This window comes from Bacillus sp. bc15 (assembly GCF_900142585.1).
Lineage (GTDB): Bacteria > Bacillota > Bacilli > Bacillales > Bacillaceae_G > Bacillus_A > Bacillus_A cereus.
This window is the reverse complement of the sequence record NZ_FRBJ01000001.1, coordinates 1,591,578-1,616,039: the sequence shown is the minus strand read 5'-3', so window position 1 is coordinate 1,616,039 and position 24,462 is coordinate 1,591,578. Positions and strand designations below refer to the sequence as shown.

The following is a 24,462-nucleotide window of genomic DNA, read 5'->3' as shown; positions in this document are numbered from 1 at the left end:
TGTCGAAAAATCGATATATTGAAAAAATCGTTGATATATTGTAAGTTGTGATAGATATATTGAAAAAATCGTTGATATATTGTAAGTTGTGATAGATATATTTGAAAAATCGTTGATATATTGTAAGTTGCGATAGATATATTTGAAAAATCGCTCATATAAATTCATATACTAAGATATAGAACGAAAAAATAGAGCTACTATACAAGGTCATTCACGTGTTATAATGCGTGAATTAAATATGCGTATATAAATAGTTTCCTAGCGTGATGCGATGTCATGTATGATTAGTGTAACAACTAGAGGTGAATAAAGAATGTTAAAGTTTTTATTTGAGTTAGACAAGAATCTCCCGCAGAAGGATGAGCCACGGTATGATGCTTATTCAAAGGGCTTTATCGAAGGAGATGTAACGATTTGCGCGAGTGACAGCGTATTTTTTCAAAAATCATGTATGAAGGTTGCGGAGCTGGGCATTTATTTAGGTCAGTGGATGGAACAAGTTCAACACGGGCAGAACGTACCTATGAAATATGAAACGGCTGACCGTGAAGAGGTAATTCTTGGTTTCTTCTATGAAGAGGATCATAATCAATGGAATGTTTCTTCCAGCTGGCAAGAATTTGAACTTCAAGAGCTTATATCTACTACAACATTAATAGAGAGTGTTCAACACTATTTGTATGAGCTAAATAAAGAACTGCGCATGATAGAATATCCTGTGACGTTTGATCAGTACTTAAGAGGAGAGCGAATGATGCAGCTCTCTTACAAACGACCGTGTGATAGCAAAGCAGATACGACGCCGATAGAGTTTTATAATGGAAGTGAGCAAGTAGGCGTAGTACGGGGTTATTATAAAAATACGTTGATGAGAGTGCTGGACTTCATTCCGAAAATTGGTAGTAATATCATTTATGAAATAAAGGATAGTAAGGGCAATATTCGCGTCATTGCAAAGGATGTAAGTAGGCAGCGCCAAAGAAAGATTTTAGTAACGTACATCGATAATAATGATGCAGAGCATGAAATACTTGTATGTGACGGAAAGTTATTGGATGCAAATTTTATATTTACCTTTACATATAAGGCAGAAGAATATGTTGTTCATAAAACTTCATTTGGAATGGGAAAATTATTACGAAAAGGCTATTTAATCGCAGATTGGAACATTCGTCTTGAGGAAGATATGTATTACATCGAGATGAATGCATATGATGGAGATTACATGGAGGATCAATACTTACTATTAGGCGTATTTCATGCGGTTTTATATGGATAATCTATGAGAAATACCGTCATTCTTCTTGGAAAGAATGACGGTATTTTTTATTTATCCTCAAAAATAAAAATCTCATCAATCGTACTATGAAGTGCCTTCGCTATATCGTGAGCGAGTTGCAATGAAGGATTATACTTACCTTTTTCAAGGTGGCTAATTGTTTCACGCCGTACACCAACTTGCTTCGCTAAATCTTCTTGTGTCATGTTCAATTTTGCGCGGTATTCTTTTATCTTCGTTACGAACGCCATGGTGCATCTTCCATTTCATCAACAGGTTTATCATAAAAGAACATAGAAAAACCGAACGTAAGAATGAGTGTGCCGAAAATAAGAGCGATATCAATTTCTTGTAGCGCCGGGTTTGGAAATAACATTTCAATAAATATAATGATAGCGGTAGTTAGTAATGTAACGATAAATGCATTGCGACACGATTTATTGACAATTTGTTCAAACAGTTCATCGTGTTGAACTGTTCTATACGATGTGAAAAAGGAGAAGAAACAGAACATAGTAAACAATCCTTTTTCATAAAAAAATCCGAGGAAACCGAAGAAACCGAGAAATCCTAAATATTTTATCCAAGTTGTTTTCATGATAGGTCCTCCTTACGTTGTTAGAAATAAGTCACGTTATGTTACAAATATATCACAATTGGATAGGAATGGTAATAATAGTTTTCCAGTTTGCTTCATAATAATAGTAAAAAGAGGAAATATGCTGCGAAATAAAGAGGATAATATTGTAAAATGGTTGTAAGGAGGGGGAGGAAGAAATGCTAACTTGGATCATGATCGTTGTATTACTTGTAGTGATTACTGTCATTGCGACGGTGTTAATTGGGCGGAATGGTGATGCAAATTATAGCAAAGCGACAAAGGGGAATATTAAACGATTAACAATGATTTATATTATACTAGCTGTCGTTTTAGTTGTTGGATTAGGGGTGTATATTTATTTTAAAGGTTAAATAAACTGAAAAATGTAAAAATCTTAAAATAGAAGTATGCTATAATATCAATATAGTTATTTGGTAATTAAGGAAAGGATTGGATGGAATGATTGAAATTACGAATGTGTCAAAAAGTTATAATGGGTCTACTTATGCAGTAAAAGATTTAAGTTTATCTGTACCTAGCGGCGAAATCTTTGGATTTTTAGGACCAAATGGTGCGGGTAAATCCACGACAATTAAGATGATTACTGGCATTCACGGGGTGGACAAAGGGACTATTACGATTAATGGAAAAAATATTATGGAAGAGCCGATGGAAGCAAAGAAGACGTTTGGTTATGTGCCGGATAGCCCAGATATGTTTTTACGTTTAAAAGGAATTGAATATTTAAACTTTATGGCTGATATGTATGAAGTGCCGAAAGAAGTAAGACAAGAACGAATAGAGTCTTTAGCGAAGAAGTTTGATCTTTATAATGCATTATCTGATCAAATTCAAAGTTATTCGCACGGTATGAGACAAAAAATCGTTATTATTGGTGTGCTCGTGCATGAACCAGATGTATGGATTTTAGATGAACCGTTAACAGGGCTTGATCCGAAATCTGCATATATTTTAAAAGAAATGATGAGAGAACATGCGGATAAAGGAAAGATTGTATTTTTCTCTACACACGTATTAGAAGTAGCGGAAAAAATATGTGACCGGGTTGCTATTATTAATAAGGGGAATTTGCAGTTTAAAGGAAATTTAGATGAAATGAGAGATCATTTTAAATCCAATGAATCACTTGAAAAAATGTTCTTGGAGATGACGGGCAATGAGTAAAATTTGGACGTTAACGAAGGTACTATTAAAGTTAAATTACGCAGATTTTATAGCAGATAAGAAGAAGCGATGGGCGTATTTATTTTCATTTGCAGCTATTTTATTTGTTGGATTTTTAATATTTGGTTCGATGACGCACGGAATGTATGAAGGTCTGAAACAATTAGGGCAAGGGCCGGGAATGATTATTGCAATGGGACTTGCGATTGCGAGTATATGGGTATTTTTAATGAGTATAACGAACATTTTAACTGTATTTTACTACAGCAATGATATTGAAATGTTACTGCCGTTACCATTAAAACCAGCGCAAATTATTTCGGCAAAATTTTTAACGGTATTAATTACACAATACGTAATGAGTTCATTTATTTTATTACCAATCTTCATTACGTACGGTTTAAAAAGTGGCGCATTTATTACATATTACATATATATGATTTTTATTTACTTACTCTTCCCAATCGTGCCGTTAGTATTAGCTTCGTTACTGATGACAATTATTATGAGGTATACAAATATAGCGAAAAATAAAGATCGAGGAAATATATTTATTGGAATCGTAAGTATATTATTTATTGTAGGAATTAACGTATTTATGCAGTGGAGAAATAAAAGTGCGTTTTCTGGAGATGGGGCTGCGGAATACCTTGTAAATAATCAATCTTCTCTTTTAGTACAAATGACAAATTATTTTCCAACTACATATTTTGGAGCAGTGGCATTAGTAGAAAATGCAAATTGGAAGGGACCTTTATATGTAATAATCTTTGCAGTTATTTCATTTGTCTTCTTTGTGTTGTTTTATTACATAGCAGAGCGTACATATTTAAAAGGGGTTATTGGACTTTCAACGAGTACAGCAAAGAAACAAGTTATTTCGGCGGAAGGTTTACAGAAATCAACAGTACAAAGTTCGCATTTAAAAGCGTATGTGAAAAAAGAATTTAAAACGTTATTCCGTACACCACAATTTTTCTTAAATTGCATTGTACAAACTTTCGTTATGCCAATTATGTTGTTCTTTATTTTATTTGTGCAAGATGGAAATTTAAAGTTTATTACAGAGTATATTAACAATCCAAAGACAACAGGATTTGCAATTGGTGTTGGTCTTTGTGCATCGTTATTTTTAATGGGTAGTAACGTCATTGCAACAACGTCATTTTCGCGAGATGGAAGCTCTTGGTTTGTGAATCGTTATTTACCAGTAAAGGCTTCGGATATCTTTTTTGCGAAAGCAATCACTGCTTGGTTAATTAATGTGATCATTTTAGCAGTATTCGGTATTACGATGGCAGTTGTAGCTGGGATTTCTCCAGTCTTTATGATACTGTGGTTTTTACTAAGTGCGAACGGGTTGTTATTAATTAATTTAATCGGAACACGCTGGGACGCGCAAACTGCAGATATTCATTGGGATACAGAGCAGAAATTATTTAAAAGTCGATATACAACTTTGTGGAATTTTTTAGCTAATATTTTAATAGCTTTAATTATTGTGGGGGGAGTAAGTGTATTATACTTCTTCCTTCATGTCGGACTGTGGGTTATGTTTATCGTTTTATTTGTAATGTTTACGATTGTAAATTATATCTTTATTAAAATGTTAAAATTAGGTGCTGAACGTATACTGTCAAATATTCAATAAGAAGATAGATCCTCTGTATTCATGCAGGGGATCTGTGTATAGATGGAGGAGAAAAAGGTGAAGAAAATAGCAATTGTAACAGGGGCAACTCGTCTGAATGGAATTGGTGCAGCTGTATGCAAGGTGCTTGCTCAAAAGGGGATAGACATTTTTTTCACGTACTGGCCAAAGTATGATAAAGCGATGCCATGGGGAATGAGTGATCAAGAACCTTTTTTGCTGAAAAAGGAAATTGAAAGTTACGATGTTCGATGTGAAATGGCAGAAATCAATTTATCGCAGTCTTATTCGCCAAATCGTTTGTTTTATATGGTATCAGAACGGTTAGGTGATCCATCTATTCTAGTTAATAATGCAGTATATTCTACTCATACGAGAATTGAGGAATTAGATGTAGAGCAGTTGGATAAACATTATACAGTTAATATTCGGGCTACTATGCTATTAAGTTCATTGTTTATAAAACATTATTCACTTAAAACGGGCGGGAGTATTATTAATCTTACTTCAGGACAGTCAGTAGGTCCAATGCCAGATGAACTAGCATATGCAGCAACGAAAGGGGCAATTGAAGCATTTACAAAGTCAGTAGCACCAGTTGCGATGGAGAAGGGGATTACAGTGAATGCTGTAGATCCAGGACCGACGAATACAGGATGGATTACAGAGGAGCTGAAGCATCATTTAGTATGGAAGTTCCCACAAGGTAAAGTAGGAGAACCGGTGGATGCTGCGCGCTTAATTTCTTTTTTAGTAAGTGAAGAAGCGAAATGGGTTACTGGGCAAGTCATTCACTCGAATGGTGGTTATTCATAAAAATATTATGTTAACAAATGTTGAGAAACAAAAAACGAAAGAAAATTTTATTTTTTTGTATAAATAAAATGTCAAGAAACATAAAAATTTGATAGAAGAGTATATCGTCATATGAAGATAGTAATTCTTAATGTGACAATATACTCTTTTTCTTTTACTTGCGAGTAGAAAAATGAAGTAGAAGAAACTCGAATATTAAAATGAGTTTATCAGTTTTTGTACGTATTATTATGAAGATTACTGTCGGAAAGATGGTAATTCGTATGAAAAGGGATTTTTTAAGGGGGAATCGAATCGTAAAGGGGAGGATAAATTATGTAAAACATAGGGGGATTTATATGAAAATGAAAAAGGTCGCTATCGCATCGATAACAATTGGTACAATGCTTACTATGGCAGCTTGTAGTCCTTCAGCAGATAAAGAAACGGAAAAGAAAGAGCAAGTAACTGCGCAAAATGATGGAGAAGCAAAAACGACAAGTGCAGATGAAGCGTCAAAAACAACGAAAGATACTGAAAAAGAAACAAATACTTCTTCAAATGAAAAAACAGATAAGGATGCAAAAAATACGAAAGAATCATCAGGAACAGAAAGTAATGGCAAAACGTCAACTCAAAACGAGAATGTAAAAACAAAAGAAAAAGAGACGACAGGAAAAACGAATGATCAAACGACTAGCGGGAAAACAACAGATTCAAGCACAAGTACAAACAATAACGGAAAGACAACGAAAGATCCGAAGAAAAGTGTTGCTGTGAAAACGAATGTTAAAGAAGTTGTAGCATTAATTGATAGCTTGGACAAGCAGTTAGCTGCTAATCCGAAATTGGAAACAGTGAATAAGCTTGGCAAACAAATTAATGAAAAGTGGGATGTGATTGAAAAAGAGCTAGAGGCATCACATCCGACGGATTCTAAAACAATCGGTCAAAGTATGTATCCGTTAATTGTAGGAGCGGAGAAAGAAAAAATCGATATTAATAAAATGAAATCTTTAACGACGAAAACGAAAAAAGATTTAAATCAGTTATTGACGAAACTTTCGTAGTTTCAAAAGCCTACTCGTGTGAGTAGGCCTTTTTTGGTTGTTATACTGTGCATAGTATAACTTATTTATTTTCATTTTCAATTACGATGCGAAAAGAACTGAATGCTTGTTGACTGACATAATCTTCTTCGCTAACTTTAAAAGGAAATGGAAAAGCGACGAGTTGAAAATTACTTTCCTGATCCACTGAAGGCAATATGAAATTAAAGATTTGCCTCGTTTCAGGTGCAACTTTAGTATAAACGACTTTTCTATTGTTAAATATTTCAACTTGTTTCCAATCTTTAAAAGCCACGATTGCGTAAGTCATTTCATCATTCGTTTCATTACCGTTTGATAGGGTTAATTGCTTGCCTTCCTTTTCAAAGAAGACAGTTTGTAAGTTCTCTTCACGGTTCGTAACAAATAATGGTTCGTAAAGACCATCTTTTAAAATAGCATCTGGATCTATAAGGGAGAGTTTTATTTTTTCGCTTTCTTTCTGAGGAGGATGCATTGAGTATCGCATACTTAGAATATCTTCTAAAATAGCTGCTTTATTTAAGTTATTATCTTTTAATTTGTATTCAGGTTTTTTAATTATTAAAAAGGTTAATTCACTTGCATTAGGAGAAGTGTGTAAAGAGATTTTCGTAGTCATTGAGCTGTTTGGTTTCATATCAAAAAAATAGTGTGATATTTCATTAGTAGTATCTTCTATTTTAAAAGGTTTTTGTTCGTAATCTTCTAGAACAATTAATCCATATTTTCGGTTTTCGTTAATAGTATGTACGAATGATAATGATACATTAATTTTATTATCCTCACTAGTAATTGTGCTACCGTTGTTAATATGTTGGCCTTGATTATCCTTCAATCCGTAAGAAATAGTATTGGTTTGTTGCTCTCTCTTATTTTCTTTAGAAGGTGGATGAGGTTGTATGATTGAAGTATTGAACAAAATATAAATTGTAAGTAATGAAATGAGTAAAACACCGATAATAATATATATTTGTTTCATAAATAGCACCTCAATATATGTAAAGTATTAGAGAAAAAAGATATGCAAGATGCATATCTTTTTTCTCTTTCTTACCAGAAGGCTTTTGTTTCGTGATTCACATCATTATAACCACTTAATTTATAGGTATGATTACCGATAGCGTAATCATCTCCATAATAAACGCTTGTGTTGGTCGCTGTAGCACTGACAATGCACTATTACTTTTCGTATTTACTAATGAGCCATCGCCATTGAAAGTTCTTGCTTTTGCATAAACATAGTCCTCGGTCGTAGTTGATTTCGATTTAGCAACTGCATATGGGTTACCAAAAAAGGGAGTATATACGCTAATGTTAGAGTCATTCTTAGGTGCAGCTGCAACAGTCAAACTAGGAACACTAGATGTTTTTGTTGATTGAATTGTATCAAAGTCAACTAAAACGGGCTGCCTGTCTACAGTATCGACCTCTGAAGCACTTGCGTTATTAGTAAAACCAAAACCTAAAACCGCTAACCCTAAAGTTGTCACCGATAAAGATTTTTTCATATTCACTAATTTTCCCACCTTTTTAAATTTTTGAGTTCGAACTCAATTCATACAATATATGAAAATTTCGAAACTCTCAATGGTTTATCCCATACTTAACTTTTCTTTTACTTTCGATTCAACATGTTTTCATTTGCAAAAAAGCGAATATATCTTCTAATGCTTAGCTAGCAAGGGATACAGGTTTAATTTTATGAAATTCATGTAAATTTAAATCTATTCATGTCAGAATCTCTGTTATTTTTAAGTTCATATGGGAAACTTATTAAAAAAAGGATGGTGACAAAAATGACAATCGATCGAATTTGTACAATTGGACCCGCAAGTAATAATAAAGAAACATTAGCACAGTTAATAAAGAATGGTATGAAAATTGTTCGACTGAATTTATCGCATGGCACGCATGAAAGTCATAAAGACATCATTCGTTTAGTGAAATCATTAGATGACTCTATTAAATTTTTGGGTGATGTACAAGGACCTAAAATAAGATTAGGTGAAGTGAAAGGAGGGCAAATTACACTTCAGGCAGGAGATTCTTTTATTTTACATACACAACCAGTTACAGGGAGTAATACAGAAGCGAGTGTTGATTATGAAGGAATTACGAATGATGTGAAAGTAGGCAGTAGAATTTTAATTAATGATGGAGAAGTTGAATTAATTGTTGAAAAGATAAGTACGGACAAAATAGAAACGAAGGTAAAAACAGGTGGCAATATCTCATCTCATAAAGGAGTTAATTTACCAGATGCGGCTGTTCGTTTACCAGCTATTACAGAGAAAGATAAAAAAGATATTCAGTTTCTTTTAGAGGAGAATGTTGATTTTATCGCATGTTCTTTCGTAAGAAAACCTAGTCATATAAAAGAAATACGAGATTTTATACAACAGTATAAAGAAACGTCACCTAATTTAATTGCAAAAATAGAAACGATGGAAGCAATCGAGAATTTTCAAGATATATGTAAAGAAGCAGATGGAATTATGATTGCAAGGGGCGATTTAGGAGTAGAGTTACCGTATCAATGCATTCCGCTTTTACAGAAAATGATGATTCAGGAATGTAATCGAACGAATACATATGTCATTACAGCAACACAAATGCTTCAATCTATGGTAGATCATTCTATTCCAACAAGAGCAGAGGTGACTGATGTGTTTCAAGCTGTACTGGACGGGACGAATGCAGTTATGCTTTCAGCTGAAAGTGCATCAGGAGAACATCCAATCGAAAGTGTGAGAACATTACGTCTCGTTTCAGAATTTGCGGAGCATGTTAAAAAAGATGGACCTTTTGCGATGAAAGATGTACTGGAGTTACTGCATAAATCACTGAATGAGTGATGAATAAAAAAAGAGGGTGGATATGCATCCCCCTCGTGTTTACTCTTGTTCTTGTTCATCTAAAATCTTATCAAAAGCAGCAGATACTTTATCAAACTCTTCATCATTTTCAATGTATGAAAACTCATTATCTTCTTCTACTTTTAAAAAGAAAATATCAATGTCTTCCTCAGTTTCTGTTTGGATATCTTCAACAAAGGCAACTGCAATATACTCTGCGCCTTCGACATCCATCGCTCCAAGTACTTCTACTTCTTGCTCTTCGTTATTCTCATCACTAAGAGTAAACACTTCGCCAACTTCAATATCAGACATATTCATTCTCCTCCTGTTCGACTCTAAAAATAGAGCACTCAAACTGTATACATACTAACATATCTTTCCATGAAAAACCAAATTCATACGTAAGAAAACAATTGATTCTTCTTTAGTATGAGTATACAGCTATTAGGAGCATTATTTGTCTGTGCTATATTACTTAATCCATTCAACAATTGTATCCATAGTCTGTCTTGTTTTATCACGCTTTGGCTCTTCTTTACGGTAACCAAAGGCAACCATAACTGATACTTCAAGATTATCGCCTTGTATAATGCCTTCTTGACGAAGTAAAGAATCTACTTCCTCTTTATCAAATCCTTCTATTGGACAAGAATCAATACCGATTTGAGCTGCGCTCGTCATCATATTACCTAAAGCGATATAAGATTGCTTGGATGCCCAATCAAATACAGCACGATCGGATTGTAATAAGTTAAAATCTGTTTCCTGGAACTTTTTGAAGAATTCATATCTAATTTTTTGAGTGTCTTCAGGCAATCCAATAATATCGTTCATCATATATTTAATATACTCTGCATCATAATGCATATCTTTAATGTTTCTTGAAAGAACAATAACAAAATGACTAGCTGTTGCAAGTTGCCCACCAGCGCCCCATGAATACGGTTGTAGTTTTTCTCTTAATTCTTTATTTTGTACGACAATAAATTTCCAAGGCTCATATCCAAAAGAAGAAGGAGATAATCTGCCTGTTTCTAAAATGAATTTGAAATCCTCTTCTGAAATTTTGTGCATAGGATCGAATTCTTTACATGCATGTCTGAAATGAAAAGCCTCCATAATTTTTTCTTTTGTAATTTCTTTTGTATTTGTCATAAAAGTTCCTCTTTTCATGAATTTATTTTTGTAAGTAAATTATATTTTTAAAGTAACATAGATACAAGTACGCACATTTATGTGGTATAGTATCAAAAAAGATACTAATGTTAAGGGAAGGGATTTATTATGGATTGTCCAAACGAAAATAATATAAATTACCCATTTTTAAATAAATATTCTTGTCCAGTTGAAGCTATGGTTGAGGTGATTGGAGGGAAATGGAAAGGGGTAATTTTGTATCATTTATTAGATGGTACAAAGCGGTTTAATGAATTAAAAAGATTAAAACCAAATATCACACAAAGAATGTTAACACTGCAGCTGAGAGAACTTGAAGCAGATGGCATCATACATCGCGAAGTATACCGTGAAGTGCCGCCAAAAGTAGAATATTCATTAACTGATCTTGGTGAATCTCTTCGTCCAATGATTCTATTAATGATGGAATGGGCAACTCATAATATGGAGAAGGTTTTGGAGAGTAGGAATACGAAAGATAATAATTAAGAGTTGAAATTGGTATAGACGAGATATGTGAAATAGTTGTAGAAATAAAAGGTGTTTCCATACGTGAAAACACCTTTTATTTCTATATTTTTACTTTTTAACTTCAACTGCTGAAGTTGGAAAGTTATTTAAGTTTGCAATTTGACCATACCAATCAGCATGTTTAAAAACAACACCTTTTCCATATCCTTCAGTTGAAGTACGTTCCCATAGTGTTGTTGAATAGCTAGCGGTAGGGGATGCTGTACGTACAGAAACAATTTGATTTTGCCAACCAGCAGACAAGTTTTTATAACCGCTACTTAGAGAAAAATACTCGCTACCTTGATTTGTGAGTTTATAGAAGTCTGTACTACCAGGTCCGCTTCCTCCAACACCAAGGGGAGTGATTGAATTATTCAACCTTTGTTTATCTTTTTCAATAAAAGACTCTAAACTTTCTTTGCTCGAAAATCCATAAGATAACCAGTCTCCATTTTGATTTTGTTTCGGTAGAACTAACGTTATTTTTACGTCTTCCTTTAATGGAGCACTCAATTTGTTAAACGAATCAACAGTCTTTTCATCTACAGTTACATATTCGAAAGAGGAAATCGTATAATCTTTTTCGGTACTAGCTGATACTGATCCCAGTCCTCCAGTTAACGACAAAACAGTTAATAATGCACCTGCTACCAACTTTTTCAGCATGGATTCATCTCCTTAAAACTTAGATTTTTTACATAACTAAAATGTATGTTAATTTGAATATATTATAAATATTTAGAAATTTATAAAAATTAAACAGAATATTCTTTTATTAGTCTTGAGTAAGGAAAGTAATTAAAAATGAAAAAAAGGTTTACTTAAAAAGTAAATCCTTTTTGCCAACCTATCTCAAAACTCTATGGATTAAAGTTTCATTTTATCCATCTATGAATCATACACTTCTTTTGCATTCATAGAAACAGCATCTAATAAAAGAAAAATGGCTGCTATCATATGTAGAACGATTACTATATAAGGAAAGAAGGCAACTAGAGTAACGATAATGCCGATATAATGAGGGTACGTATTCATGTCTACTTTTTTAGCTAATAAAATAGTAGTGATATGTAACACAATCAATAGAAGTAAAGGTATCCCATATAGGTTAACAAGACTTGGAAATACATAATAACAAGGAAGTAATAAAAGATGATAGATCCCTGTAGTCCACTTTAGTGCTTGTATGTAGGTTTTCAAAGTGAATCCTCCTAAAACAATATACATCTATATATTACTAAAAATAACAGGTAATTGGATATTATATATTTTTAGTTTTAGGTAGCTTGTAATTATTTTATGTAAACTAATTGTTGATTATCTATAAAATAGAAAAGCCACCCAAACGAGGGTGGTTCGTATTATAAATAACTACTTAAAGAAGAAAGGGAGACCTTCACTTCACTACCTTCTTTCATATTTCTTAGCATAACGGTTTCTGTACTAAGTTCTTCTTCACCAATAATAAGCACATAAGGGATATTCTCTTTATTGGCATAATTAAGGGCACGTTTTAATTTGCGTCCTGTTAGTTCAAGTTCAACTTTTAAGGAAGTGATAGAACGTAATTGCTGGGCAATTTGTAAGCATTGTAATTCTGTTCCGAGTGGGATGATAAATAGATCCGCTGTAGATGATAATGTTTCTTTCTGCGAAAGTGCTGTATAAATAACGTCTAAACCGAATGAAATGCCGACTGTTGGATAGTTCATATTATCACCACGGAATGCTCCGATAATGTTATCGTAACGGCCGCCACTACCTATGCTAGATGTAATTGAGCCATCTTTTAGGAAGATTTCATATACAGTCCCTGTATACATTGTGAGTCCTCTTGCTAAAAACGGATTGAATATCGTATTTTCATTTATTCCGAGAGCGATTAAATATTGCTGTAATTGTTGCAATTCGTTTACTCCATCGGCAACGAGTTGGTTATTGAAAGCTTCTTTAAAGTCAACAATTGTAAGCTTTAGACAAGATAATACAGTATTACATATTGTATCAGCCATTTCTTCAGAAATGCCGCGCTCTAATACATCTTTTCGTACACCATCAATCCCAATCTTTTCGATTTTGTCTAATGATAAAATGACGTCACTTGTTAATTCAGTAGGGATGTTAATGGCCTGAAGAATACCATTTAACAATTTTCGGTTATTATATTGGATCGTTATCTCTAAGTTTAATGTTTGGAACAGCTCAAACGCCATGCTCATGAGTTCTGCTTCTGCCATGACTGATTCTACACCGACTATATCAACGTCGCATTGTATAAATTCACGAAATCTTCCTTGTTTAATTGGCCCATCTCGAAATACTTTCCCAATTTCATAACGTTTAAAAGGGAGGCGAATATTCGGATTCATTGCCACAACTTTTGCGAATGGAATAGTTAAATCGTATCGTAAGGCAAGCTCACGTTTTCCCTGATCCTCAAGTGTATATATTTCTTTTAAAATTTCATCGCCACCGCCGTACTTGTAAGACATAAGCTCATACATATTTAACGTCGGTGTCTCTAACGGTTTGCATCCGTATCGTTCAAACGTATCTTCACAAGCCCTTTTAATTTTATTTCGCAGCACTTGCTCCTCTGGTAAATAGTCTTTCGTTCCTTTTACATTTCTCATTTCCATCATAATCACTCCTTTTTCAAATTAAAAAAAGCTATGCAGGTATAAAAATACCCACATAGCTTTATGAACGCTTCGTGGGTCAACAGGAAAAGCCCTGTACCCACGAAGAAAAATTTTTCTTCGGATACACGGCGTTACGTTTGATGATGAAGTTGGAAAGAAGTATTAACATTTCGCATTGCAAATCTCTCCTTAACGTAAGTTTTTCCAAATTATATCAGATGATTTTTGAATTATCAATATTTTTAGTTTTGAAAAATACGTGAAGTTATGTAGGAGAAATGGAAAAGGGTGTATAATAAAGGAAAACTTAATGATATGAAATAAAGTTTTAAGGAGAACGTTATGAAAAAAGATAAAACAAATGCGATGCGAATATTAGATAAAGAAAAAATTGAATATTCGATGATGTCATATGATCCAGACGATGGGAAAATTGATGGCGTATCAGTAGCCGAGAAAATTGGACGAGAAGTGAGAGAAGTATATAAAACGTTAATCGCTCAAGGGAATAGTAAAAATTATCATGTGTTTATTATTCCGGTAGATGAGGAACTAAATTTAAAAGCTGCCGCAAAAGTAGTAAGTGAAAAGAAAATTGAAATGATTCCTGTTAAAGATATTACGAAAGTGTCAGGATACATTCGCGGCGGTTGTTCACCAGTTGGAATGAAAAAGCTATTTTCTACATGTATTGATGAAAGTGCCCAATCACTTGAAACGATGATTGTAAGTGGAGGGAAAATCGGTATACAAATTGAGCTTAAAGTAGATGACTTGGCGAAAGTGACGAGAGCGCAGTTTGGTGAGGTAACGAAGTAATGATACATAGGAAAAGAAGTTCTTGTTTTATTAAATTTAGATAAAGATTTATAGGATAATTAGTCCATTATGAGGACGGATTATCCTTTTTTCTTGCTACTGATCATGAGACGTTATGTTAACCGAGTGTTTATACAATATTCAACCGAAAACAAACAACATATCAACTCTATAAAATGGTAAAATAGGGAAAAGGGCATTCTGAATAATACCTTTAGAAACCACTATTTATCACATAGGGGTTTTCAAAAAAGTAAAGGGGGGGGATAAATGAAATATATTAATGGATTGTACATAGCACTTATATTGATGATGTTCATTAATTTACTTAATTTCACAATTTTTGATAATAAATACTCAGGGATAACAATGTATCTTTCTTCCGTTATATTCATAATTGGGAGCGCATTTTTTGGAAGTGCAAAACGGCTTAAAATGAGTGAGAAAAAATAAACCTTTTAGGAGGTTATAATCATTAATGAAACAACAAGAACAAGTTATCTTTCGTGAGGTTCAGCGATCCCCAATTTGGGTATGGATACTCATATTAGGGATCTCCATGCTGATGTGGTATGGATTTATTCAACAAATTATTCTTGATATCCCGTTTGGAGATAAACCAGCTTCTAATGGTGTCTTAATTGTTATGTGGTTGTTCGGGATTGCCTTTCCTGTATTAATGCTTGGAGTATTGAAACTGATCATTGAGGTCCGTGAAAAAGGTCTTTATGTCCGCTTTGTTCCTTTTCATTTTCAATATAAGCAGTACCTTTTCAAAGATATACATCATTATGAATGCATTACTTACAGTCCAATAAAACGATTTGGAGGATGGGGAATTCGTTTTAACCTTAAGAATGAAAAAGCCTATAACATGAATGGAAATAAAGGTATAGAGTTAAAGTTGCAATATAACACAGTAGTAATCGGCACTCAAAAATCAGATGAATTAAAAAAAGCACTGGACTCAGTACAAAAAGTATAATGAAAATTAAACTTTAACAAACGGGCACAATTCAACAATTTTTACTAGGTATACCTACTTTAAAAACAACTTAAATTTACTTCCAATATCGAAAATTATGTAAATAAGCTGTTCACTGGATTCCCATAGAAAACTGTGATGAGATGAAATGTTTGATTTTGAAGCACTTCAAAATCTTAGCTAGATGGCTATGTAGCGGTACCGACATTAAAAAGGCAGGAACATATCAAATATGTTCCTGCCTTTGATTTTAGACAGATGTTTCCTAACAGTTGATTTTGTAAATGAAAGTCGAATTTAAATCCATATTTTGTGTGAAATATAAAACATATAATAAAAGTATGAGGTGATACAGTGAGAGAGATTCATATTCATAAAATCATTGCGAATAAGAGAAAAGAAAAGGGAATTACGCAGGAAGAGTTAGCGGCGTATATCGGTATTACGAAGGCATCTGTTTCCAAATGGGAGACGGGGCAGAGTTATCCGGATATTACATTTTTACCACTATTAGCATCGTACTTTAACATAAGTATTGATGAACTAATTAGTTATACACCACAAATGGAGCAGGAAGATATTAAAAATTTATATCATCGACTAGCCGAAGCTTTTAGTGAAGAACCGTTTGATGAAGTAATAATGGAGTGCAGGGGAATAATCAAAAAATATTATTCTTGTTTTCCATTATTACTTCAAATAGGAATACTTTTTATTAATCATCACATGTTAACAGAGGACACGGATAGAGGAATTGAAATTTTAGAAGAGGCAATGAATCTCTTTAGCAGAGTGCAGGAAGAAAGTGACGATGTTTCTCTTGTGAAAGAGGCGGCATCGTTTCAAGCAACTTGCTATCTTATACTTAATAGACCAAATGAGGTGCTTCAATTACTTGGCGAAACGATACGTCCTAACTTTCCAGAGGGAGATCTAATCGCACAGGCGTATCAAATGCTTGGAAATGCTGAGAAGGCAAATGAAGTGATGCAAATTAGTATGTATCAACATTTAATACAACTCGTTGGGACAATACCGAATTATGTAGTAGTAAATGCTTCAAGCGCTGAAAAAGTAGAGGTAATTTTAAATAGAGCTTTTATATTAATAGATATATATGAATTAGAAACGTTACATCCCAATATGACTTTAAAAGTATACTATGCTGCTGCACAAGTATATTGCATGCAAGGGAATTTTGAAGGTTCATTAGAAATGCTACGGAAATATGCAGCGGTTTGTACGAATAGCTTCACAGTAAATAGCCTGCATTTACACGGCGATTCCTATTTTGATGCGATTGATGGATGGTTTGCAGAATTTCCACTTGGTGCTAAAACAGTTAGAAATGAAGAGATTATAAAGCGAAGCATGCTACAAAGCATTGCAGAGAACCCGGTTTTCGTTCCGATGAAAGATGTAAGAGAGTACAAAAATATAATAGCGAGTTTGAAATTCAAATTAGATATAACGGAATAGAAGGAGGATTAATATAATGATCTTTGATGAATATGAAGTAGCGGTAAAAAGTGAATTAACTTTGCAAGGTACGATTACAAAGCCAAAAGCTGGTGGGAAGTATGCTGCTGTTGTAATTATCGCTGGATCTGGAGAAGTTGATCGTGATGGAACGATAGTACCGCTAAAGCTTGAGTCGAACATATATAAAGATTTAGCACATGTAATGGCGCAACTTGGAGTAGTGACGCTCCGTTTCGATAAGCGCGGAGTAGGAAAGAGTAACGGAGAAATTCTGAAGACTGGAATGTGGGATTTAGTTAGTGATATAGAGGCCATGATAACGTATTTAAAAGAACAACCATTTGTTGATCCAGAAAATATCATTTTAGCTGGTCATAGTGAAGGGTGTATGTTAGCCACTGTAGTAAACGCAAGAACACCAGTTAATGGACTCATACTTATTACAGGAGCTGCAGAATCATTAGAAGAAGCTACAAAAAGACAAAGAGAAATTGCTTATAAAGAACTAAAAGAGCAGAAAGGAATAAAAGGAAAACTAATGCGTCTTCTTAATGTAGAGAAACGCGGAGAAAAACAGATGGAAAAAATAAAAGAGAAAATGATGAACACAGAAAAAGATACGATTAAAGTTGGTTTTAAACCGATGAATGCAAAGTGGTTTAGAGAGCATTTTCAGCATGACATCTATAAAGACTTACAACAAGTAACATGTCCAGTACTAGCTATTGCTGGTGATAAAGATATTCAGGCTGACCCTGAAAGAGCGAAGCGGATCGGTGAGTATGTGAAGGGTGATTCTGAAGTACGTGTAGTAAAAAATATGGATCATAGTTTAAAAAGTTTTGAAGGTGAACTTAAAGCATTAGAGTTTAAAAAGAATTATGAAGAAGGGGCAGGAAAGCCACTTCATCCAGAGTTGGAAGAAATAATTGTGAATTGGATGGAAGCACATTTTATCCCGGGCAGTAAAGCTTTTACATCAAAATTAGGTGAGGAAGTTGGGAAAGAAAGAAACTGCTTGTAAAAGATTGGTTGTTGAGTGGGAATCTAGTTTAGTATATAAAAGTTTTTAATAAAAAAATCTGTTAAGAGATAGGTTTTTTTATCTAATTTTCATTTAAAAACGAACATTTTAAGTTGTTCAATCGAAAATGTTCACTTTTTTCTTGCGCATATACTAGTAGTTTGTTATATTATCCATATAATAATTTTGAATAACATCACTCGTATATACTCGGTAATATGGTCCGAGCGTTTCTACCTAGTTCCCAATGAAAGAACTGGACTACGGGTTAAAGTATTCGGGCGCTCTATGTAATGTGCGCTACCGATTTATAATTTTGCATGTGCTTAATTAACTTTGACTACCGTAGTTCTAGAAAGTAGAGAATCTTCTACAATTTCTAGAACTTTTTTGTTTGGACCAAAAGCATCGAGTATAGAAAACAACAAGAGAAAGAGGAGATTATTTATGAAGAAGAATACGTTGAAAAAATGTGCTACCCTAGTAACTACTGTTGCATTGTCATTCTCGATACTTGCGGGATGTGATGCGAGTCCGAAACAAGTTGAGGCAAAAAGCAATCAAAAACCAATCTTAATTCAAGGGCCAATGCCGATAGAAGCAGAAAAGTTTGCGAAAAGGCTAAAAAATGTGAAAGAAGAAAAGTCTGGAACTTTTGTATTTTATAAAGGAACTGTCGACAATTATCCTGTAATCGTTGCGAAAACAGGTAAAGGAATGGAGAATACAGCAGCTGCTACAGCGGTGGCTATTGAAAAATATAAACCTACAGCAATTATTAACCAAGGAACATCAGGTGGACATGATCCAAATTTAAATGTATTTGATATTGTGTTAGGAAAACAAGTTGCAAATATAGGTTCATTAAAAACAACAAATATGGATGAGAACCAAGGAATTGAGCCGACAAAATGGATATCTATGGACTTAATGGCTTCTGAAGGAAGTGCAGGAGAAGATCCAAATGCTGAGAAAATCCGATACTACGAAGGAGATAAGGAATTACTTGCAGCGGCTCATGCAGTGAAAGATAAATATACAAAAGGTAAAGTAGTTGAAGGTACGATTGGTTCAGCAGACGTTTGGAATAACGAAGTTGATAGAATTAAGTGGTTCCATACAAAATACGGTACATCTGTAGAAGAAATGGAAGGAGCTGCTGCAGCTCAAATCGCAAAAGCTTATGACGTCCCGTTTTTAGGGATTCGAGTATTATCTAATAATAAAACAAACGGTGGGAAATATAACCCAAATACAGCAGCGGCAAATCAAGAATATGTATATGAAGTAGTTAAAAAATATATAGATTCAATGCAAAGTAAATAGTAGTAGTTCTGTTCCAGCATAAACGTCAAGTAACTGTAACTGTAAATGTTTTCGAGACGGATAAACTTGTCTTAGGAATGGTAGTTGAAAAAGAAAAGCTTGTTTCTTATAGAAAATATAAGAAACAAGCTTTTTTATTTAAAATAAATTGGGTAATTAAACTATAACATCAATATATAACGTTGAATATCATAATAATATAATGGAGGTGATGTTATATGGCTCTTACTACAGGACCAATTGAAAACGTAGGAAATCAACCTGCTAATGCAAATAGAGTTAGGGTGAAGATCCTTAACCGTACTGCGGGCCCGCTTACTGGAGTAGCTAGAGTTTTTAGACTTGACGGTTCATTAGTATTAATTGAACAGGTAAACTTCAATGTGAATTCTAATGCTTCTACTTTTGCAACTCTAAGTTTAGTTCATCCTGCTCTTGGACAAGCATTTGAATATGAAGTTCAAATTGTTCCTAATCAACCTGGTGGACTATATAGTGTTTATGGACTAACAGCTGACAGTGTTATCATTACTGCACAACGTATTGTGAACTCAGAATTGACACAGTTTCTTTAATTAAAATAGATTGGTGCCTACATGGTATCCAATCTATTTTTGTACGTATTATTCAGAGAAAGAAAGGTTTTACACAAAAATAAAGACAGTTATGGAAAAAGGAAAAGTCGAGCTATCATCTTGATTTTTATTATTTCTGTCTTAGACCGTATCTGTTTTGTGGCACGGTTTTCTTTGAATGCTTTTTATTCAAACTGTTTTTTTAAGTATTTATCAAATATGCATTATTGCATAAATTAATTTAAATTTATAAGTTAATATTAAACTACTTTTTAATTGTAAAGAATATTTTAATAATCTTTACGGGAGAAGGATATTTCTTGTGAAAAGTAAAATTGTTTGGAAAGTAGATAAACAAAAAGTTTGGAAATGATATAAACTCAATAGAGTTTTGTATTAAATAAAAAGAAAAGGGTGGGTATGGGTTTCTAAAAGTTTTGGGGGAGAAAGCATTTTTTAGTTAGTAGCTTCAAATTATATTTTAAAGGGGAATGGGTATATGAAGTTTCGAAATACAAAGATTGCTATGATTACACTATCTTCATTTTTTATTTTAGGTTCTGCATCTCTATCATTCACAGATACTATACACGGTGAAGTAGCTTCTGCATCAGCACAAGAGATTATTGTAAAAAGTTATGACGATACATATTATAATAACGTAATAGGAAAAACGGGCTTAGAATTAAAGAAGGAACTGCATAATATTATTGATAATCATACAAAGTTATCATACAGTGCGGTTTGGGAAGCACTAAGAGATACTGATGAAGATCCAAATAATAAAAATAATGTGATACTCTTATATACTGGTCGTTCGCAAGGGAAGCTTACGAATGGATCAGGAGTAAATAACTGGAACCGTGAGCATGTTTGGGCAAAATCTCACGGTGACTTTGGAACGACTGCAGGACCTGGAACAGATCTACATCATTTAAGAGCGACGGATGTATCTGTAAATAGTTCACGAGGGAATTTAGATTTTGATAATGGTGGTGTGAATCATTCTGAAGCGACAGAATGTAAATATGATAGTGATTCTTGGGAACCTCGTGATAGTGTAAAAGGAGATATTGCTAGAATGCTGTTTTATATGGCTGTTCGTTACGAGGGGGACAACGGCGAAATAGATTTAGAACTAAATGAAAAAGTGAATAACAATAAAGATCCATACATGGGGAAACTATCGGTTTTATTAAAATGGAATGAACAAGACCCGGTCGATGATTTAGAGCGAAAGCGTAATGAAGTGATTTTTACAAAATATCAACATAACCGCAATCCTTTTATTGATCATCCTGAATGGGTAAATAAAATTTGGAACTAAGATTTTTAAAGGTATTATAGTTTGATAAAAGGGATTGATCATTATGATCAATCCCTTCTTATATTTTTACTAGAATAAATGATTTTAATAGGACTAGTGAGGGAAATAGAATAGATATTTATATGGAACGATAGTACTTATTTATCTAGTTAAGTATTTAGTAAGGTCCCCACTCAATATTCACCCCAACAATAAGAAAAACAAGTCCAATGATAAACCAAATGAGTGCAAGTGGAGCCATGAAACGAATCCATTTTCCATAAGAAATCCCGCTCGCTGCGAGAACGCCCATTAAAACACCAGAAGTCGGATTTAAGCAGTTTACTACACCTTCTCCAAGCATAACAGCTTGTACTGTAACTTGGCGTGTAATGTGCATGAAATCAGCTAATGGAGCTAATATCGGAATGAAAATAACCGATTCTCCTGTCCCGGATGAAATGAGGAAATGTAATGCGGCACTACTCACATACATGCCGATAACACCAAATACAGGGCTTTGTCCTTCGAGAGCTTGTGCGAGTTGGTTAACGATTGTATCAAGTAATTTGCCTTGTTCTAAAATGACTGAAATACAGCGAGCCATTCCGACGATTAAAGCACCGTAGATAAGATTTTGGCAGCCAGTTAGAAAAGTGGATGCGATATCGTTTGCTTTCATGCCACCTATTATTCCTGCTGTAATTGCAATGAAAATAAAAGTAGCGGTCATTTCTGCGTCCGTCCAATGTAGACGAAAAGCGCCTATTAAAAATGCAATTAATGATAAAGCTGAAACGAGTAAAATTAATTTATGACGTATCGTCCAAGGGACTTCTTTTTTCTCTGTTTCTTTTTCGCTTGAAAGAGCGTTACTGGGAAACCAGTTGTCGCCAAGGATGCTTCCTTTATTTGATTTTTTCAAGCGTTTTACATACCAATTTATATAAAGGATAGTGGCAAGTAAAAAAGATATATAGATTGCGGTGCGTAAACCAATCCCGGAAAACATCGGAAGTTCTGCGATCTTTTGTGAAATGCCTAAAGGTGAGGGAGATAAAATAGTAGCATTAAAACCAGCATAAGTACCTAAATAAATAATTGCTACACCGACGATAGCGTCCCATTTTAACGTGCGTGCAACGATGATGCCGATGGGGATAAAACCGATAACTGAGTTAACGATAATACCAGTCGTTCCAAGAATAGAAAAAAGCGCAGCAACTATACAAATGAAAAGTAATTGCTGATTACGAAATTTGTTAATAACATGATAGATTAAACCGTCAAGAGCACCTGTTTTTTCAAGAATTGCAATGGCTCCACCTGTAAATAAAATTAGAAAGATAATAGGAGCAGCAAGTGTCATTCCTTTTTCAATAGCGGTAAAAAAAGAAACAAATCCTACGGGTGATTGCGGAACAGAATGGTAGCTACCTGGTATTGTCGTTGTAACGGTCCCGTTTGTAACCCTTTTAAATTCTCCAGCAGGAACGAAGTACGTAGCAATGGCGCAAAGTAAGGCAATAAAAAATAGTAGTACGTACGCATCAGGCATTTTAAACTTTGGTTTACTAGGTTGTTTTTTTGCCTCAGTTTGTATTTGCATAAAATCCCTCCTTCTTCACTTTGTTAATTTTAAATATTCTGAATTTAATCCGTGAAATAGATTATAATAAAGGTAGCTTCTTAAGGCAATAGTTTTTGTATCCTTTCCCGTACATACAAATTATTGCAATATTAGACAGGGAAACGATAATAAGCCAAGAATATGTTATGTAGAAAGAAAAAGGAAAAGAGGGAACAAGATGTGGAAAACTACTGATCTATGTGATGAATTTGAAAAGGAATTACAAATATGTCGCCAGTCTTTTCGGTCTTTTGGGAAGAAAGAACAATTCCACGGGAAAATTGCAACTGTAAAAGTGAAAGATGATAATGTACTAGTGAAGGAAGGATTGCAAACATTACCAGAAGGAACAGTATTAGTTGTTGATGGCGGAGCGTCTACGAATTGTGCTTTACTCGGTGATAATTTGGCAGCTATTGCGGAAGAAAGAAAGCTAGCAGGAATTATTGTGAATGGGTATGTTCGTGATTCTAGTGAACTAAAGAATATTAATATTGGTATTTTAGCGTTAGGAACGATGCCAAATAGAAGTGTGAAAGAAGGAAAAGGAGAACGAAATATTTCATTGCACTTTGGACAAGTAGAATGGAATCCAAATGAATATGTCTATGCGGATGAAGATGGCGTCATTATTAGTGAAAAGAGTTTACATAGTTAAGAGTTAATAAGTTATTATTCTTAGAAAATAAATCCGATAAAGCATGGACAAAATTCTTTGTCAATAGTAAAATAATACAGAAATTTAAAATTTACAGAATGTATAGGTTTATCGTTTTACGATAACTTAAATGGGAGTAAGTTGTGCCAAGAAAAGTGAATGTTATCACAATGATACGTTCATAAACAAAATTATTTTTCCTATACAAATATAGCCGCGAATGATGCGGGTAGGAGGTGTTGTACATTTTTGTTCGACACTTACAAAAAGAGAGTGTCAATCGCACGCCCTTGAAGGGCCTTTTTTTGTGTAAATGGTAGTAAGGGAGGAAATTTTGGGATGGCAATGTTGAAAAAATGGCTGCTTACATCATTAATGGCAGTGACACTTGTATTTGTTTCTTTTGCGAATACAGTACATATTACGTTTGCTGAAGGAAATACAGCAAAACTTGCAATTATTGGGGAATCACAAAAAGGCATTATGTTATGTCCGAAAGAAGAGCAAATTAAAGATGGAGAAACAGCTTTAAGTTTGCTGCAAAAGGTCATGGGGGACAAGGTAGAATCTGAAACGATGTCGTTTGGAACATATGTAAAAGGCATCGATGGTTTAATGGCCGGGGCTACAAGTGCTTGGCTGTATGATGTAAATGATCAGTCTGCAGAAGTCGGAGCAGATAGTTATAAATTAAAATCTGGAGACGTTGTTGTCTTTCGTTTTGTTTCAGACTGGAGCAATATAAGCCAGGAAACATTGAAAGAAACGTTAGATAAGTTCGGAACGTGTAAAACAGAAGAACCAAAACCAGAAGGCGAAAATGGTAAACCGACAGTCGAGCCAAAACCAGAAGGTGAAAATGG

At 34.0% G+C, this 24,462-nt stretch carries 27 protein-coding genes, 1 pseudogene and 1 riboswitch; of the genes and pseudogenes, 18 read left to right on the top strand and 10 right to left on the bottom strand.

Annotated elements, in window-relative coordinates; translation table 11 throughout:
* Positions 1–316 precede the first annotated feature (316 nt).
* Positions 317–1,282 (top strand): tubby C-terminal domain-like protein, encoded by a 966-nt coding sequence (locus tag BUA87_RS08220; protein WP_072939108.1) that lies wholly within the window; start codon positions 317–319, stop codon positions 1,280–1,282.
* A 47-nt stretch (positions 1,283–1,329) separates the two neighbouring features.
* Here BUA87_RS08220 and BUA87_RS08215 read toward each other — a convergent pair whose 3' ends face one another.
* Both BUA87_RS08215 and BUA87_RS08210 read right to left on the bottom strand, forming a co-directional pair.
* Positions 1,330–1,533 (bottom strand): helix-turn-helix transcriptional regulator, encoded by a 204-nt coding sequence (locus BUA87_RS08215; protein ID WP_000896294.1) that lies wholly within the window; start codon positions 1,531–1,533, stop codon positions 1,330–1,332.
* Complete coding sequence (locus BUA87_RS08210) at positions 1,521–1,880, bottom strand: DUF3796 domain-containing protein (RefSeq protein WP_000859208.1); 360 nt, start codon at positions 1,878–1,880, stop codon at positions 1,521–1,523. Before BUA87_RS08210 ends, BUA87_RS08215 begins: the two co-directional genes overlap by 13 nt.
* Before the next feature lie 179 nt (positions 1,881–2,059).
* On the opposite strand from BUA87_RS08210, the gene BUA87_RS08205 reads away from it, so the two are divergent.
* The 5 genes from BUA87_RS08205 to BUA87_RS08185 all read left to right on the top strand — a co-directional run bounded on the left by BUA87_RS08205 (position 2,060) and on the right by BUA87_RS08185 (position 6,584).
* Positions 2,060–2,254 carry a hypothetical protein gene (locus tag BUA87_RS08205; protein ID WP_000958863.1) on the top strand — a complete coding sequence of 65 codons (195 nt, stop codon included), beginning with the start codon at positions 2,060–2,062 and terminating at the stop codon, positions 2,252–2,254.
* Between the two features lie 88 nt (positions 2,255–2,342).
* Positions 2,343–3,068, top strand: coding sequence for an ABC transporter ATP-binding protein (locus BUA87_RS08200; protein ID WP_000570204.1), 726 nt, complete (start codon positions 2,343–2,345; stop codon positions 3,066–3,068).
* Complete coding sequence (locus tag BUA87_RS08195) at positions 3,061–4,719, top strand: putative ABC transporter permease subunit (protein WP_000036853.1); 1,659 nt, start codon at positions 3,061–3,063, stop codon at positions 4,717–4,719. The genes BUA87_RS08200 and BUA87_RS08195 overlap by 8 nt, the downstream gene beginning before the upstream one ends.
* A gap of 57 nt (positions 4,720–4,776) precedes the next feature.
* Positions 4,777–5,535 (top strand): SDR family oxidoreductase, encoded by a 759-nt coding sequence (locus BUA87_RS08190; protein WP_002094093.1) that lies wholly within the window; start codon positions 4,777–4,779, stop codon positions 5,533–5,535.
* A 338-nt stretch (positions 5,536–5,873) separates the two neighbouring features.
* Entirely contained in the window at positions 5,874–6,584 is a 711-nt protein-coding gene (locus BUA87_RS08185) for a hypothetical protein (protein WP_000782546.1), read from the top strand.
* A gap of 61 nt (positions 6,585–6,645) precedes the next feature.
* Here BUA87_RS08185 and BUA87_RS08180 read toward each other — a convergent pair whose 3' ends face one another.
* Complete coding sequence (locus tag BUA87_RS08180; protein ID WP_000810149.1) at positions 6,646–7,584, bottom strand: hypothetical protein; 939 nt, start codon at positions 7,582–7,584, stop codon at positions 6,646–6,648.
* A gap of 71 nt (positions 7,585–7,655) precedes the next feature.
* Positions 7,656–8,119: pseudogene (locus BUA87_RS08175) on the bottom strand (XoxI protein).
* Between the two features lie 282 nt (positions 8,120–8,401).
* Here BUA87_RS08175 and BUA87_RS08170 point away from each other — a divergent pair.
* A complete protein-coding gene (locus BUA87_RS08170; protein WP_071714311.1) occupies positions 8,402–9,460 on the top strand; it encodes a pyruvate kinase in 1,059 nt (352 codons plus the stop codon).
* A gap of 39 nt (positions 9,461–9,499) precedes the next feature.
* Here BUA87_RS08170 and BUA87_RS08165 read toward each other — a convergent pair whose 3' ends face one another.
* Positions 9,500–9,781, bottom strand: a complete 282-nt coding sequence (locus BUA87_RS08165; RefSeq protein WP_025118598.1) for a DUF1292 domain-containing protein — start codon at positions 9,779–9,781, stop codon at positions 9,500–9,502.
* Between the two features lie 153 nt (positions 9,782–9,934).
* Positions 9,935–10,618 carry an NAD(P)H-dependent oxidoreductase gene (locus tag BUA87_RS08160; RefSeq protein WP_000185605.1) on the bottom strand — a complete coding sequence of 228 codons (684 nt, stop codon included), beginning with the start codon at positions 10,616–10,618 and terminating at the stop codon, positions 9,935–9,937.
* A gap of 129 nt (positions 10,619–10,747) precedes the next feature.
* Here BUA87_RS08160 and BUA87_RS08155 point away from each other — a divergent pair, with 129 nt between their 5' ends.
* Positions 10,748–11,128, top strand: a complete 381-nt coding sequence (locus tag BUA87_RS08155) for a winged helix-turn-helix transcriptional regulator (RefSeq protein ID WP_000340576.1) — start codon at positions 10,748–10,750, stop codon at positions 11,126–11,128.
* Positions 11,129–11,218: 90 nt separating this feature from the next.
* Here BUA87_RS08155 and BUA87_RS08150 read toward each other — a convergent pair whose 3' ends face one another.
* From BUA87_RS08150 to BUA87_RS08140, 3 genes are all read right to left on the bottom strand, one after another.
* Complete coding sequence (locus BUA87_RS08150; protein WP_065229113.1) at positions 11,219–11,818, bottom strand: hypothetical protein; 600 nt, start codon at positions 11,816–11,818, stop codon at positions 11,219–11,221.
* 222 nt (positions 11,819–12,040) lie between these two features.
* On the bottom strand, positions 12,041–12,352 hold the full coding sequence (locus BUA87_RS08145; RefSeq protein WP_072939105.1) for a hypothetical protein: 312 nt from the start codon (positions 12,350–12,352) through the stop codon (positions 12,041–12,043).
* A gap of 161 nt (positions 12,353–12,513) precedes the next feature.
* Entirely contained in the window at positions 12,514–13,791 is a 1,278-nt protein-coding gene (locus tag BUA87_RS08140; RefSeq protein ID WP_072939101.1) for a histidine--tRNA ligase, read from the bottom strand.
* A gap of 345 nt (positions 13,792–14,136) precedes the next feature.
* Between BUA87_RS08140 and ybaK the strand changes: the two genes are divergently transcribed.
* The 8 genes from ybaK to BUA87_RS08100 all read left to right on the top strand — a co-directional run bounded on the left by ybaK (position 14,137) and on the right by BUA87_RS08100 (position 21,332).
* Positions 14,137–14,613, top strand: coding sequence for a Cys-tRNA(Pro) deacylase (gene ybaK, locus BUA87_RS08135; RefSeq protein WP_072939098.1), 477 nt, complete (start codon positions 14,137–14,139; stop codon positions 14,611–14,613).
* A 270-nt stretch (positions 14,614–14,883) separates the two neighbouring features.
* Positions 14,884–15,066: a hypothetical protein gene (locus BUA87_RS08130; protein ID WP_000875160.1), complete on the top strand. Its 183-nt coding sequence runs from the start codon at positions 14,884–14,886 to the stop codon at positions 15,064–15,066.
* A gap of 25 nt (positions 15,067–15,091) precedes the next feature.
* Positions 15,092–15,598, top strand: coding sequence for a DUF6141 family protein (locus tag BUA87_RS08125; protein WP_072939095.1), 507 nt, complete (start codon positions 15,092–15,094; stop codon positions 15,596–15,598).
* 354 nt (positions 15,599–15,952) lie between these two features.
* Positions 15,953–17,077: a helix-turn-helix domain-containing protein gene (locus tag BUA87_RS08120; protein ID WP_072939092.1), complete on the top strand. Its 1,125-nt coding sequence runs from the start codon at positions 15,953–15,955 to the stop codon at positions 17,075–17,077.
* A 16-nt stretch (positions 17,078–17,093) separates the two neighbouring features.
* Entirely contained in the window at positions 17,094–18,104 is a 1,011-nt protein-coding gene (locus tag BUA87_RS08115; protein WP_072939088.1) for an alpha/beta hydrolase, read from the top strand.
* A gap of 180 nt (positions 18,105–18,284) precedes the next feature.
* A riboswitch (purine riboswitch) is annotated at positions 18,285–18,388 on the top strand.
* 163 nt (positions 18,389–18,551) lie between these two features.
* Positions 18,552–19,430 carry a 5'-methylthioadenosine/S-adenosylhomocysteine nucleosidase gene (locus BUA87_RS08110; protein WP_072939085.1) on the top strand — a complete coding sequence of 293 codons (879 nt, stop codon included), beginning with the start codon at positions 18,552–18,554 and terminating at the stop codon, positions 19,428–19,430.
* A gap of 218 nt (positions 19,431–19,648) precedes the next feature.
* On the top strand, positions 19,649–20,005 hold the full coding sequence (locus tag BUA87_RS08105; RefSeq protein ID WP_001229424.1) for a hypothetical protein: 357 nt from the start codon (positions 19,649–19,651) through the stop codon (positions 20,003–20,005).
* A gap of 499 nt (positions 20,006–20,504) precedes the next feature.
* Positions 20,505–21,332, top strand: a complete 828-nt coding sequence (locus BUA87_RS08100) for an endonuclease I family protein (protein ID WP_072939082.1) — start codon at positions 20,505–20,507, stop codon at positions 21,330–21,332.
* A 157-nt stretch (positions 21,333–21,489) separates the two neighbouring features.
* On the opposite strand, the gene BUA87_RS08095 is transcribed toward BUA87_RS08100, so the two are convergent.
* Entirely contained in the window at positions 21,490–22,920 is a 1,431-nt protein-coding gene (locus BUA87_RS08095) for a YfcC family protein (RefSeq protein ID WP_023522512.1), read from the bottom strand.
* A gap of 199 nt (positions 22,921–23,119) precedes the next feature.
* On the opposite strand from BUA87_RS08095, the gene rraA reads away from it, so the two are divergent.
* Together rraA and BUA87_RS31705 are read left to right on the top strand one after the other, a co-directional pair.
* Positions 23,120–23,599, top strand: coding sequence for a ribonuclease E activity regulator RraA (gene rraA / locus BUA87_RS08090; RefSeq protein WP_029442832.1), 480 nt, complete (start codon positions 23,120–23,122; stop codon positions 23,597–23,599).
* 339 nt (positions 23,600–23,938) lie between these two features.
* Positions 23,939–24,462 (top strand): DUF4430 domain-containing protein (locus BUA87_RS31705; protein ID WP_256678939.1); only part of this gene is annotated, 524 nt, incomplete at its 3' end.

What these genes read in the sequence shown, in the direction of transcription:
- BUA87_RS08205 (WP_000958863.1), top strand. Translation starts at nt 2,060, where the DNA reads ATGCTAACTTGGATCATGATCGTTGTATTACTTGTAGTGATTACTGTC.
- BUA87_RS08185 (WP_000782546.1), top strand. Translation starts at nt 5,874, where the DNA reads ATGAAAATGAAAAAGGTCGCTATCGCATCGATAACAATTGGTACAATG.
- BUA87_RS08095 (WP_023522512.1), bottom strand. Translation starts at nt 22,920, where the DNA reads ATGCAAATACAAACTGAGGCAAAAAAACAACCTAGTAAACCAAAGTTT.
- rraA (WP_029442832.1), top strand. Translation starts at nt 23,120, where the DNA reads ATGTGGAAAACTACTGATCTATGTGATGAATTTGAAAAGGAATTACAA.
- BUA87_RS08195 (WP_000036853.1), top strand. Translation starts at nt 3,061, where the DNA reads ATGAGTAAAATTTGGACGTTAACGAAGGTACTATTAAAGTTAAATTAC.
- BUA87_RS08180 (WP_000810149.1), bottom strand. Translation starts at nt 7,584, where the DNA reads ATGAAACAAATATATATTATTATCGGTGTTTTACTCATTTCATTACTT.
- BUA87_RS08140 (WP_072939101.1), bottom strand. Translation starts at nt 13,791, where the DNA reads ATGGAAATGAGAAATGTAAAAGGAACGAAAGACTATTTACCAGAGGAG.
- BUA87_RS08220 (WP_072939108.1), top strand. Translation starts at nt 317, where the DNA reads ATGTTAAAGTTTTTATTTGAGTTAGACAAGAATCTCCCGCAGAAGGAT.
- BUA87_RS08125 (WP_072939095.1), top strand. Translation starts at nt 15,092, where the DNA reads ATGAAACAACAAGAACAAGTTATCTTTCGTGAGGTTCAGCGATCCCCA.
- BUA87_RS08165 (WP_025118598.1), bottom strand. Translation starts at nt 9,781, where the DNA reads ATGAATATGTCTGATATTGAAGTTGGCGAAGTGTTTACTCTTAGTGAT.
- BUA87_RS08150 (WP_065229113.1), bottom strand. Translation starts at nt 11,818, where the DNA reads ATGCTGAAAAAGTTGGTAGCAGGTGCATTATTAACTGTTTTGTCGTTA.
- BUA87_RS08170 (WP_071714311.1), top strand. Translation starts at nt 8,402, where the DNA reads ATGACAATCGATCGAATTTGTACAATTGGACCCGCAAGTAATAATAAA.
- BUA87_RS08215 (WP_000896294.1), bottom strand. Translation starts at nt 1,533, where the DNA reads ATGGCGTTCGTAACGAAGATAAAAGAATACCGCGCAAAATTGAACATG.
- BUA87_RS08130 (WP_000875160.1), top strand. Translation starts at nt 14,884, where the DNA reads ATGAAATATATTAATGGATTGTACATAGCACTTATATTGATGATGTTC.
- ybaK (WP_072939098.1), top strand. Translation starts at nt 14,137, where the DNA reads ATGAAAAAAGATAAAACAAATGCGATGCGAATATTAGATAAAGAAAAA.
- BUA87_RS08200 (WP_000570204.1), top strand. Translation starts at nt 2,343, where the DNA reads ATGATTGAAATTACGAATGTGTCAAAAAGTTATAATGGGTCTACTTAT.
- BUA87_RS08105 (WP_001229424.1), top strand. Translation starts at nt 19,649, where the DNA reads ATGGCTCTTACTACAGGACCAATTGAAAACGTAGGAAATCAACCTGCT.
- BUA87_RS08160 (WP_000185605.1), bottom strand. Translation starts at nt 10,618, where the DNA reads ATGACAAATACAAAAGAAATTACAAAAGAAAAAATTATGGAGGCTTTT.
- BUA87_RS08110 (WP_072939085.1), top strand. Translation starts at nt 18,552, where the DNA reads ATGAAGAAGAATACGTTGAAAAAATGTGCTACCCTAGTAACTACTGTT.
- BUA87_RS08100 (WP_072939082.1), top strand. Translation starts at nt 20,505, where the DNA reads ATGAAGTTTCGAAATACAAAGATTGCTATGATTACACTATCTTCATTT.
- BUA87_RS08115 (WP_072939088.1), top strand. Translation starts at nt 17,094, where the DNA reads ATGATCTTTGATGAATATGAAGTAGCGGTAAAAAGTGAATTAACTTTG.
- BUA87_RS08210 (WP_000859208.1), bottom strand. Translation starts at nt 1,880, where the DNA reads ATGAAAACAACTTGGATAAAATATTTAGGATTTCTCGGTTTCTTCGGT.
- BUA87_RS08155 (WP_000340576.1), top strand. Translation starts at nt 10,748, where the DNA reads ATGGATTGTCCAAACGAAAATAATATAAATTACCCATTTTTAAATAAA.